The sequence below is a fragment of the Paenibacillus sp. DMB20 genome, from assembly GCF_000987955.1.
In the GTDB taxonomy this organism is placed as follows: domain Bacteria; phylum Bacillota; class Bacilli; order Paenibacillales; family Paenibacillaceae; genus Paenibacillus_AQ.
On sequence record NZ_LAZU01000041.1, the window covers coordinates 198,999 to 210,241 of the forward strand.

The 11,243-nt window shown below is 44.8% G+C and carries 11 protein-coding genes and 1 pseudogene; 3 read left to right on the forward strand and 9 right to left on the reverse strand.

Features of this window, described 5'->3' with window-relative positions; genetic code table 11:
• Nucleotides 1-68: 68 nt before the first annotated feature.
• The 6 genes and pseudogenes from XI25_RS25135 to XI25_RS25160 all read right to left on the reverse strand — a co-directional run bounded on the left by XI25_RS25135 (nucleotide 69) and on the right by XI25_RS25160 (nucleotide 5,127).
• Nucleotides 69-554, reverse strand: a complete 486-nt coding sequence (locus tag XI25_RS25135; protein WP_046680749.1) for an NUDIX domain-containing protein — start codon at nucleotides 552-554, stop codon at nucleotides 69-71.
• Nucleotides 555-624: 70 nt separating this feature from the next.
• Nucleotides 625-983: pseudogene (locus XI25_RS25140) on the reverse strand (GNAT family N-acetyltransferase).
• 522 nt (nucleotides 984-1,505) lie between these two features.
• The gene (locus tag XI25_RS25145; protein ID WP_052759766.1) at nucleotides 1,506-1,886 is read right to left on the reverse strand and encodes a GyrI-like domain-containing protein; all 381 of its coding nucleotides are present in this window, start codon (nucleotides 1,884-1,886) and stop codon (nucleotides 1,506-1,508) included.
• Between the two features lie 155 nt (nucleotides 1,887-2,041).
• A complete protein-coding gene (locus XI25_RS25150) occupies nucleotides 2,042-2,548 on the reverse strand; it encodes a VOC family protein (RefSeq protein WP_152669220.1) in 507 nt (168 codons plus the stop codon).
• A 16-nt stretch (nucleotides 2,549-2,564) separates the two neighbouring features.
• Entirely contained in the window at nucleotides 2,565-3,881 is a 1,317-nt protein-coding gene (locus tag XI25_RS25155; protein ID WP_046680750.1) for an AraC family transcriptional regulator, read from the reverse strand.
• A gap of 463 nt (nucleotides 3,882-4,344) precedes the next feature.
• Nucleotides 4,345-5,127, reverse strand: coding sequence for a tyrosine-protein phosphatase (locus XI25_RS25160; protein WP_052759767.1), 783 nt, complete (start codon nucleotides 5,125-5,127; stop codon nucleotides 4,345-4,347).
• Nucleotides 5,128-5,523: 396 nt separating this feature from the next.
• Here XI25_RS25160 and XI25_RS25165 point away from each other — a divergent pair, with 396 nt between their 5' ends.
• From XI25_RS25165 to XI25_RS25175, 3 genes are all read left to right on the forward strand, one after another.
• Nucleotides 5,524-6,984 carry an MDR family MFS transporter gene (locus XI25_RS25165; RefSeq protein ID WP_046680752.1) on the forward strand — a complete coding sequence of 487 codons (1,461 nt, stop codon included), beginning with the start codon at nucleotides 5,524-5,526 and terminating at the stop codon, nucleotides 6,982-6,984.
• 142 nt (nucleotides 6,985-7,126) lie between these two features.
• Nucleotides 7,127-8,563 (forward strand): alpha/beta hydrolase family protein, encoded by a 1,437-nt coding sequence (locus XI25_RS25170; RefSeq protein WP_046680775.1) that lies wholly within the window; start codon nucleotides 7,127-7,129, stop codon nucleotides 8,561-8,563.
• Between the two features lie 153 nt (nucleotides 8,564-8,716).
• Nucleotides 8,717-9,613, forward strand: a complete 897-nt coding sequence (locus tag XI25_RS25175) for a TetR/AcrR family transcriptional regulator (protein WP_046680753.1) — start codon at nucleotides 8,717-8,719, stop codon at nucleotides 9,611-9,613.
• A gap of 347 nt (nucleotides 9,614-9,960) precedes the next feature.
• Here the strand turns inward: XI25_RS25175 and XI25_RS25180 are convergent, their stop codons facing one another.
• From XI25_RS25180 to XI25_RS25190, 3 genes are all read right to left on the reverse strand, one after another.
• Nucleotides 9,961-10,344: a VOC family protein gene (locus tag XI25_RS25180; protein ID WP_046680754.1), complete on the reverse strand. Its 384-nt coding sequence runs from the start codon at nucleotides 10,342-10,344 to the stop codon at nucleotides 9,961-9,963.
• Between the two features lie 110 nt (nucleotides 10,345-10,454).
• A complete protein-coding gene (locus XI25_RS25185; RefSeq protein WP_046680776.1) occupies nucleotides 10,455-10,733 on the reverse strand; it encodes an ArsR/SmtB family transcription factor in 279 nt (92 codons plus the stop codon).
• Nucleotides 10,734-10,954: 221 nt separating this feature from the next.
• The coding region (locus XI25_RS25190; protein ID WP_046680777.1) for an IS3 family transposase at nucleotides 10,955-11,243 on the reverse strand (289 nt) is incomplete at its 5' end.

Here is an 11,243-nt window from a genome sequence, read left to right on the forward strand (position 1 = left end):
AATTTTGATTCGCAGTAATGTTACCTTCTGGACGTGGTGGTCTATCGTCATTGAACTATCGTCTCCCGTTAGCGCAACGACTTGCTCAGTTGAATATCATGTTCCTCAACATAATTGCGGTAATGTTCACCACTAAAGTAATCAACAATATCCTCATTAATCTCTGGATACAGTTGAATGGAATGTAACTCCGAAATTGGGATCCATTTGACACCAATCTGGTGAGGGTCTGGACTTTCAGGAAGTTTGGGAAGCGATCCTGGTTTCAACCTACATTCAAATGTAACTCCTACTGAGTGAGTATCTCCGTAAATATAGTTGTTTTTCGTTGGTTGATATTCGTAAACAAAAGCAACCGGACCAACTTCTACCTCGACACAAGCCTCTTCTTTTGCTTCCCGTTGCGCAGCTTCAATCAATGTTTCACCTGGCTCAAGGCCACCTGCTGGAAGATTGTAATGTACGCCGCCATCATTATCATTTTTGAACTCGACTAGTAAGATTGCCTCGTTTTCAATGATTAATGCACAAGCGCGAAGTCGTATCTTTTCCATCCTCTTTCACATCCCATTAGGTTTCATCTCCGCGCTTTCGTCATTCGATGGTTGAGTTTTCCAATGAAAATCAGAGTGTCAATACGGTGATTAGCTCGTCTCCTAAGATTTCGCCGTTGTCACGGAAACCGAAGCTTTCATAAAGTTTTTTGGCGGGCAAGTTATCTTCCTTATAAGAAATCCAGCAGTAATGTGCAGGCCCAGCCGGAAAGGTGCGGATAAATTCCAAGATTTTTTTCATGGCTTCCCGACCGGCTGCCCATCCGAGTAAATGGCAAACGGAAATGGATGCCCCCCATTAGTTGCAAGGACATAGCAGGAAGCCACGCTTGACAAATTGGACGCAACGAAGCGCCGTTGTTCTTCGGATACTTCCAAGTTAAATATGGCGCGTCGGTTTTCCAGCGTTATTTTTCTGAGCGTAATCATGCAGGTCTTCTCCCTTCATACATTATCGCTTTGCGCCGCGGTCGCATAAATAACATACAGTTTTCACCAAAAAAATAATAGACTTATGTTGAATTTTTTTATAGACTATTATGTATCTATGGCTTTTTTAGGATGGTCAATTGGTACATAATTGTGCCGGTTTTTTTTATTTCCTTTGCGTTAGGTAACGAGCCTGCCATAATAATTCGCGCAGCCTTGATGATCCTTAGGAGACCACGTCGCGATCCGGAAGGGTCGCAGTCTGATATGTACGGATTTCCGGACAAAGCATTCTGGAAATGCTGGATGACGCAGTCCTGGGCACCGAACGACAGACTAAGGGAACCGTGGTGCTTTTCTATGTAACGGGAGGTGAAACGCCCGGCAAGCTGCTCCTTACATCACCAGTTTATTTTATCGGCGCATAAATATCGAAATCAAAATAATCAATCACATCTGCCGGGATGTGAAATGGATTTACCGGTGTGAGACGATTCATCTCATATCCATACGAACCTTCCGTCATATCTCTTTCCATCCCCCCGCTTTCGAACCATTTCCACAATGCCTCGTAAGTACGATCCATTTGGCTATGGTCACCGCGCACTGTAGTTTCGCATACTTTTTAGCTGGGATCGTTATGGTTTCCAACCCTTCCGGAACGCGTTCCAGAGAATTGACTTGCACTCCGACCCACAGGGTTTCGACCCTTGTCGCCCATTGCCACTCCGGTATGAATACGAGTCCTTCGTCTGCATTTGGCCTACCAGAGTGATCCGCCATAGCGGCTTCAATTTCTTTCCATGCCAGACGTACATCGCGTTTGTTAGCGATCGTACGCAATACGATGGCCTTCATCTCGGGACGTTCGACGATGATAATTTCCGGGTCACTGGATTTCATTTTCAGTCCTCCTCGTATTAATTGTAGGGCTTTCGGTGTTACAATCGGCCGATAATCCTCTGGCGGTCTGTGTTGCGGCATTTTATTCATTTGATCCCTCTCCATTCCGAATCGCAAACGATATTTCCAAATAATGGATATGGTATTAGCATGGTTTATACCCGACAAATCATCAGCTTGTTGCCATCCGGGTCGTTCACGACGAACCAATGATCGTGCTGTATATCCGTAACGAGCTCCACGCCGAGTTCTTTCATATAGTCTAATGAGCCTTGAAGATCCTCTGTTAATAACATAAAGGCTGGCGTCTCAATTGACGGCGCACCACCCGGCTGGTCGCCACCCCACATGGGCATGGTATCCAAGATAATCCCTGCCCCATCCATCATTGGCAGCGGGCATAGGTGACCATTCATAATTTGGACATCCGCCTCATTCAGACCTAGAACCCGGCAGTACCAGCTTCGAGATTTCTCAATATCCCGAACCGGGACAAAAATGCTTCCCACTTTGTTCATAATCGGACTGGTTATTGTCATGCCATCGTCGATTTGCTGTTGCTCGATCATTGGTTTCCCTCCATGAATCATTTTTAACGCTTTCGGAACCATATGCGGTCGATAACCCTCAGGCGGTTCCTTGCCTATCGGCATTTGGCTCATATGCAATCCCCTTACTCTAAATTCGTATACTGATTGGTACGCAGCACTCCACGGATACCTGCTCCTCAAAGACCCTATAATGGGCATACCAGCAACGAGTGCCATCCAACTCGTAATCTGCGGAAGATCCGATCCATCGATAGATTCGTTCAAGAGCACCGGTCATCATACCGTAGGGGCCAGTCGTCAAGCATGCAAACAACCCGCCTTCCAATCGTGACAACCGATGTTTATCTTCTTGAAAAGGTACAAATCCCTTCGGTGGCGCAATGAAAACCTCGTATGTGTTGCTCTCTCCAGGCGGAAAGCTGCAACTCATGAATAACTGAAGTCTGCTATCCCCGGCAAACCCGTTGCGGGATAACCAATCGATAGATTCGTTATCGGCGCGTGATACGCAGTCGTCGTCTTCGGCTCGGAAGCATATGACTTTCACTGCTGGCCGCTCCACGATTTCAATCGTTCTCACAACCTGTTCGCGTCTGACGGGAAGGTAAAGTTTTAGACGTGAGATTTTGTCCCCGTATTGCTGGTATTCCTCTAGAAAACCATGGTCCCCGAGCTCGAATGTACTTCGCGGCAGCCATTCCGATAGCAGCCGATTCCATGCAGCAATAATAACGGTGCCTGAACCTGCTGGCGTGCGAGCAACGGCATACAGGCCGCCCGAAAGTTCGATGGGTTTCAGTTTAGGGGATCCCGCAAGGAACGCTTTGTCGCTGACAGCAGCCAATTGGTAACCAAAGCGCTGTGATCCTTGATCCAGATCGACGTTCCAGCCGAACAGCCTAATTTGGCCTGGATCGATTCCACATTTTTTTAAGTGCAATCGAAATATGGCGAGTGCGTCTTCTTCCAGGCTATTCTCACGATCAGCCGTGTGCAGATAGCCGAAACCTTTGAGGGGGGCGAGCTGAATGACCCTGACTTCCGGATATCGTTCGGACACCTCCCGTTCTTCCAGATACGTCACGCGCTCTTTCAGTCCTATCCGTTCAAAGCTGAAAATCGACTCTGTCTGGCGGTATAAACCCGGGGTCAGGTTCGTATTCCGTTTGAACGTTTTTATAAAGGTCTGATACGAATCAAAACCGCAGCGAAACCCGATATCTATCGCCGGAAGGTCCGTGGATCTTAATAGGTAGGCCGCCTCGCTAGTTCTTCTTTTACGTATGTACTCTTTAACGGGGTGACCCGTCATCGCATAGAACATGCGGTACAAATTCGGCACCGACATCGCGGCTGCCGTCGCGATCTGCTCTAGCTCAAGAGGCTCATCAAGGTGCTCCTCTATAAAATCGATCGCACGTTGGACAATATCGATCGTGTGCATAACGGCCCCCTATAATTTCCTTATACTGGTTGAATCCTTCCGTTGAATTCATCATAGCAGAACGTTTCTTATGTAGAGTATACTTTTTTATCAAAAACCTCTGAGATTGAAGTACCTACTCTTCTGTACCTTTGGCTCACTGCAGTAAGTGAAAGGTCTCCTTCTCGGATCAGAATGGTTATTTAACCTGCCTATTATTTGAGAAAAGGCTGCCAAATGGCAGCCTTAATGCAATTGAACTATCGTGACCCGTTAACTCGATGCTTTATGCTGCCAGATTCCATTTCAGAATGAAGAACCGAGGCGGAAGGTTCGCACCGTTATTCTCGTAAGTTTCTTCCTCTTGGTTTCCGCCCGGTTCCGATTGTATGCCTGATTGTTCTGCGTCTCCTGCTCAAGAACCTCGAATTTTCGAGCTGCCGTTCAATTCGTTTTGAAGACGGTTGACCAAAGAATGCTCTAGTCAATCGATTAGATTTTGCTTTAAGGACTCGAGGCAGCTCTGAGGAATTCGACATCCCCTTAACAAATAATGTTCGATACTCCCATACTGTTCCATAATCTCATTTAGTACGTCTTCCAAATAGTCACGGCGCACTTCCAACATGGGCTTAATGCGTTCAGATGAAATTCTGTATAGGCTCATCAATCGAATAAATTTCTCTATTTTTTTCATTTTTGGACCGATTCGCACGTTGGAATACAAGTAATCCATCATGACGGACTCATAATGCACCCCCAGAAATAATTGAATTATAGCCGTGACAAAACCTGTACGGTCCTTCCCTCCAGTACAATGGATCAAGGCGGGAACGTTTTCCGCATCGGACAGCAGGCAAAAGATCTCCCTGATTTTATCCTGGCTACCGAACGCCATATGATGATACATATCTTTCATCATTTGTTCAAAGTTCAAGTTCTCAGGGTTGCTGACAAGAAGTTTCATGAATTCAAAATGGGTATATTCCTGACTTTTATCCTGAATGGAAAGAGACTTCATCTCGATCCCCTGATTGAGCATTCGACTTTTCTTGGACGCTTGTTCTCTTGCTGTTCTCAAATCACATATCAATTTAAGTCGTAATTCATCCATGAGTCCGATATCTCGTTGGGTCATACGTGATAACTCATCGGAACGAAACAGGACTCCAGTTTTTATTCGTTTTCCATCCATTGTGTGATGCCCTCCGATGTCCCGAAAATTGGTTAAGGCATCGAAAGATATGATGTTATTAGTTGCTTCCACGATTCTGTTTTCCTTCCGAATTAGTTTTATGGTGATGTTATTATCCTGCCAAACCGCTACATAACGTTTGGCTGACAGTTATCTGTTTCACTATTACTAGAGTATTACGACTTATTGGTTTTGTAAAGAACTTAATGTTCATAAAGCTATTGACTTTGTGCTTATTACTTCCAAAAGCCTGTAATGCCTCTCTTTTTTGTTTAGACTCCATGCATCAAATCTTTATTGACACACGATGCTATCATCGTTACTATTATGAATGACCAATAGGTTTTTTATAAAACTTAATGTTTTTAAGGGGCGGAAATATCAAGACCTATTCTACGATTTTACAAATGTCGGTTTTCTGCTCCACACATCTTCTAGTAAAAATTTCAAAGAAAGTAGGTTCACCTCATGTCAGATCAATCTACAATCGTCCACGACACATCAGAAGAAAGTGCTTTTACAATCAGACGCATTATTGCGCCCCTTCTTGCTGTCATCATCGGCACCTTTATGGTCCTGTTAGATAGTACGGTCGTTAATGTCGCCATTCCAACGCTCGTTCAGTACTTTGATAGCCCCCTCCATACCATTCAATGGTCAATAGCCGCCTATACGCTTGCTTTGTCAGCGGTTATCCCCCTCGCCGGGTGGATGTCAGACAAATTTCAGCCCAAACGGGTGTTTCTTGTATCCATTGGACTGTTTACGATTGGATCCGTTTTGTGTGCTTTTGCCCAAACCGCGGAGCAGTTAATTGGGTTCCGGGTTCTTCAAGGCGTGGGAGGCGGCATGGTATCGCCGATCGGAATGGCGATGGTGTATCGCCTGGCACCGCCTGACAAAAGAGGATCGGTTATAGGTTTGTTCGGCATCCCATTGTTACTCGCACCGGCGCTTGGCCCTGTTATATCCGGATGGTTGATTGAGTTTGTCAGCTGGCAGTGGATTTTTCTGGTCAATCTCCCCATTGGAGTAATCGGGTTGTTCGTAGGGTTAAAACATCTGCCGCTCTTTCCGGGAAAGGAAGCACCGTCCCTGGATATTCTCGGCATGATTCTTGGACCGTTAGCCTTTGCCATGATTACCTTTGGGGTCAGTGAAGGAGGGGTAGACTGGACTTCTGCCAAGACTTTATCCGGTCTTATCATTGGTGGGATCACCCTTGTTCTCTTCATATGGTCTTGCTTGCGACAAGAACAGCCTTTGCTTGAGCTGCGTGTGTTCAAATCCGTTGATTTTACACGAGGCATTATCATTTCCTGGATCATGCAAGCCGCCATGTACGGCTCGGCCCTTCTCTTCCCGCTGCTTCTTCAACAGATTAGAGGCTTTACACCGCTTGTGACAGGGCTTATCCTGCTTCCTCAGGCGATCGGTTCCATGATCTTTATGCCGATGGCAGGCAAGCTTTTTGATAGGGTTGGAGCGCGTCCCCCCCTTCTGGCTGGGATGACATTAATGACGGTGGCCTTGTTTACGATGTCCTTTGTTCGAACCGATACTCCGTTGGCACTCATTATGGGCGTATTATTTTTAATGGGTTCCGGTATGGGGTTATCGATGATGTCTTTGAATACCCATGTATTAAATGCAACACCAAAGAAACTTGTAAGTAGAGTCACTCCACTCACAAGCGCTTCACAGCAGGTTATCGCTTCGTTTGCCGTAGCCGGCTTCACGGGTTACTTGTCCTCTCAGATGACATCAAACCTATCGAATAACCCGGTTGGAACGGATAACCTGGAATCCAATGCAGTATCATTCGCCAGCACCTTTTTCTTGGCAGCATGCATTGCTTGTATTGGACTCGTTCTCAGCTTTTTCCTGAGAAAGCCAAAACAAATAGCCGAAGAGACAAACCTCCATTGAAAAGGTCACAGTCCTGTCGGTTCTTGCCTCATGTATTCATACCGGCATTCATGATCATTACGCTTTTCAGCCAGAGGATTTATAACCAAGCGGCCTGGCTGATCTACTTTTTCTAGGAGGAACTTTCTTGGGAGGCGGAGAAATGGTTATCATTATTTTCATTATCGTTTTAGCATTAGCCACCATTTGGGGGCAAAATACGAAAAAAAGCTGGCTGATGTACTCGTTAATCGCTCTATACGCCGTAACGGTTGTGCAGATTATTGTGGGGGATTACCGTTGGCAAATGATTCCTTGTTATGCGGCTTTGGTCATCCTTACGATTTGTATCATTTTTAGAAAAAACGACAGGAAACAACGCCCCAGAAACAGGAGATATTTCTTAGCCTGGTTGTGGACCTTGATGTTGATGCTCTACACGTCAGTCATGGTCGCTTTACCTGCCCTACTGCCTGTGTTTACCTTTGATCAACCCCAGGGTCCCTATTCTGTAGGAACAACACTGTACCACTTTGTTGACAAAGAACGGTTAGATGATTACTCTGCCGATCCAACTGACCACCGCGAGCTGATGGTACAGCTCTGGTATCCTTCCGAACAAAAAACAACGGAAGAAGCCGAACCCTACATCCGTGATGTATCAGCTATTACGCAAGGTCTCGAACATGCGCTGTCATTCCCGGCTTGGACGCTAGGCCATCTAGGTCTTGTTAAGACCCATGCTCAAAGCAATATCCATTTGTCTTCTGCAGAGCAAAAATATCCGATCTTGATTTTCTCTCATGGTATGACCGGTTTCCGCAGTCAGAATACCTTCCAAGTTGAAGAGCTGGCCAGCTATGGCTATATCGTCGTAGGGATCGACCACCCCTATGATGCGGCTGCAACGGTATACCCGGACGGCCGAGAGATTTTGATACAAACGCATAATCTTTCAGGTTTTGAAGGGCTTGACGAGCACATGCCGCTATGGACCGAGGATGTATCCTTTATTTTGGATCGACTTGAACAATTGAATAGACAGGATGAACAGGACCTATTTACCGGCCGTCTTGATTTAGACCGAATCGGCATGTTCGGACATTCTTACGGCGGGGCAACCGCTGCTCAGATGTTAATGAAGGATGCCCGTATCAAGGCTGCGATCAATATGGATGGAACCTTATATGGAGACCCTATGCCCAGCACTGGACTAACTAAGCCATATTTACAGATGAATGGTGAAAAAAGCATCGATAAGGCGGTATTCAACAATAAGCTGGATCAAGCAATAGCCCAGAGCGGTAAAACAAAAGAGGATTACGAAGAATTTTGGGATGAGACAGTGAGACGGCGCTCGAATGCTCTGCAGGGAGGCGGATATACGATGACGATACCGCATACTTCCCATATGAGTTTTACGGATTTCCATCTATTTTCCCCGTTATTGCCTAACCCAGGAGAAGATCCAAGATCGGTTCATCGCATCATCAATGAGGTAAGCGTTACTTTTTTTGATCAGTTTCTCAAAGGTGTTTCGAATAGCGATATGGATCGGCTCGCGGAGAAATATCCCGACATTGAATTGGTTCATAATTGAGTACGGATTCAAAGAGCCTGGATTCGTTCCTCAAATAACGATATGATCAATATGGATTAGCGAAAGAATATAATATCCATGTATACTTAAATTTGGCCTGTCTCTGTTTTGTTTCGAATCCGGCACATGTGTATATCGTTAGGGGGCTGCTCTATGAGCTTGTTAAAGGAAAAAATATTACAATCGGCCATTCGTTTTTTTGCTGAAAAAGGATACCAAGCTACGTCGATTCAAGATATCGCCGATGATTGCAGCATCGCAAAAGGCTCAATCTATAAATACTATGGCTCCAAAGAAGAACTGTATATCAGTATACTGCAGAAACGGCAGCAAGATATGATTGATGCTGTCGAGAATATCCGCAAAAGAGAATTGCCCAGAAGGGAAACATTTCTTGAGGAGATCGCTTACCAGTTCGATTTTTTCATTGAGCATGGGTATTATATATCGCGTGATCACAACGAGCTTCCACCGGCGAACAGCGATAAAATAGGCTCTGTCATCCATCAGCTCCAACTGAATATGTTCCGGTATTACCAAGATATTTTGATCCGTCATTATGGGAATGCGATATCCGAATGGAAATGGGATGTCACAGCCATATTCAACGGATTGATCCGCGAGTATACCTTTCATGTATTGTTTGGGTTCAAACCGCTGGTTCAAAAAGAATTAGCTGCTTTTATTGCTGAACGAATGGATGATCTCGTGCAGGGACTAGCCCAACGTTCTCCCCGTCCCTTGCTCACCGATGAACTCATGAAGGAATATTCCATGATTAATTTAGAAGCACTTCCTTATACACAAGAGATACGGAGAGCCGCGCTTATGGATATGATCGAGTCCATAATCCCGGATCTGCCAATTACAAATTCCAGAAAAAAAGATTTGTCTGAGGTAGCGGTAATGTTACGGGAAGAATTTATCAATGAACACCCAAGGAACTTCCTAATCCAAGCGCTGCTCCGGGATCTGTCTTCAGAGAATGAGCTTGGCTTTTACACCAGTCAGCTGCAGCAATTCATTCGGGATCGTAACAAAGACCACTAAATACATATTGAAATGATTCTTCATCATGTAGTTAGTAAATATGTATCCTTGAATTGGAATACATTTCTCGCTCGACAAAAACAATATAGCTTTACCTGCCTCACCCAAAAAAGGGACTGAGCCGAAATTCATTCGGCTCAGTCCCTTCAAATAAGCGGTTAATTTCAAACGGGATGGAGCCAAAGAATTAGCGTAACTATTTATTACCCGTTTTCGGAAAAAATCATATTGATAAAGTTAAGATAAAAGCCGCATATAATGCGACCTTCATAGCCTTCATGTTCATGTCGTCGTACACGAAGCAGAAGGACCAGGGTTTTATAACGACCCCGTAGCCATCCATGAAGTTACTTCTGCACGATCTGAATAAGGTTCCCGCATGTATCGTCGAAGACAGCTATGGTGAGTTCGCCCATTTTTGTCGGTTCCATGGTAAACTTCACGCCTTTTTCCTTTAATCGTTTGTACTCTTTGCGAATATCTTCAACGCCAAACATGGTTGCTGGGATGCCATCGGCAAATATCTTCTTTTGATACTCCTTTGCGGCAGGATGCTCATTCGGTTCGAGCAAAAGCTCGGTACCGTCTTGAACATCGGGAGAAACAAGCGTTATCCACCTAAATTCCCCGACAGGAACATCCTCCTTTTTTACAAACCCCAGCTTTTCTGAATAAAACTCCAGTGCCTTGTCTTGATCTTGTACGAATATACTGGTAACAATGATTTTCATGCTGTTATTACCTCCTTTGATATTTGTGACGCATGATGCCGTGCCAACAATCCGGCTGCAAGCAAAACAACCCACACATTCGTCAGCAGCCCTGCTCCGATGTTATAAAATTACTCTATCCATCCTTTCAGCAAATTCTTAAGTGGTTCGTTGTTGAATATAATTACTCGATATTTTCCCTTACGCTTTGATATTACGAGTCCTGCATCTTCCAATGTAGAAAGATGTTTGGCTATCGCTTGCCGCGAAATGGAAAGGTTGTGCTTCATGATGAGACGTACCGTAAGTTCATACAACGTCAGCTCATTGCGTTCGGATAGTTCGTCTAGTATAAGCCGCCGAGTCGAGTCGCCAAGTGCTTTGAATATTGCGTCTTTGTCCCACTTCATATATCGAGTATAAGCAACCCTACGGTTGCTTGTCAACAATAAGTAACCGTAGGGTTGCGTGAATAAACCGTACTTTGCAATAAACAGGTTAAAGTCAACCAATGGAGCCTCTGCAGATTCCTATCCATGAGTATATGCTTTCGTCTTCCTTGCGATTTGTTCAAAAATTGAAAAAGCCGCGAAAATGAAGTGACCCCCAAAAGTTAGACACGGTAATTTCATCAGGCAGCTTTCTCAAAATGAGTTCGGTACTGTACCGGACTCATTTTTAATTTTGTTTTCAACCGTTTGGTATTGTAGTATTCAATATACTTTTTCAATTCTTCTTTGAAGTGTTCCACATTTTCAAACTCGTTGTAGTAAAGAAACTCCGACTTGAGAATGCCAAAGAAACTCTCTATGACGGCGTTGTCGTAACAATTCCCTTTTCGTGACATGCTTTGGAGAATGCCTCTCGACTTAAGCGCATGGCGATACGGCTTCATTTGGTAATGCCATCCTTGATCTGAA

Bases quoted from the DNA above. Each gene is read 5' to 3' on its own strand.
- XI25_RS25135 (WP_046680749.1), bottom strand. From the start codon at position 554: ATGGAAAAGATACGACTTCGCGCTTGTGCATTAATCATTGAAAACGAG.
- XI25_RS25145 (WP_052759766.1), bottom strand. From the start codon at position 1,886: ATGAAATCCAGTGACCCGGAAATTATCATCGTCGAACGTCCCGAGATG.
- XI25_RS25150 (WP_152669220.1), bottom strand. From the start codon at position 2,548: ATGAGCCAAATGCCGATAGGCAAGGAACCGCCTGAGGGTTATCGACCG.
- XI25_RS25155 (WP_046680750.1), bottom strand. From the start codon at position 3,881: ATGCACACGATCGATATTGTCCAACGTGCGATCGATTTTATAGAGGAG.
- XI25_RS25165 (WP_046680752.1), top strand. From the start codon at position 5,524: ATGTCAGATCAATCTACAATCGTCCACGACACATCAGAAGAAAGTGCT.
- XI25_RS25170 (WP_046680775.1), top strand. From the start codon at position 7,127: ATGGTTATCATTATTTTCATTATCGTTTTAGCATTAGCCACCATTTGG.
- XI25_RS25175 (WP_046680753.1), top strand. From the start codon at position 8,717: ATGAGCTTGTTAAAGGAAAAAATATTACAATCGGCCATTCGTTTTTTT.
- XI25_RS25180 (WP_046680754.1), bottom strand. From the start codon at position 10,344: ATGAAAATCATTGTTACCAGTATATTCGTACAAGATCAAGACAAGGCA.
- XI25_RS25185 (WP_046680776.1), bottom strand. From the start codon at position 10,733: ATGAAGTGGGACAAAGACGCAATATTCAAAGCACTTGGCGACTCGACT.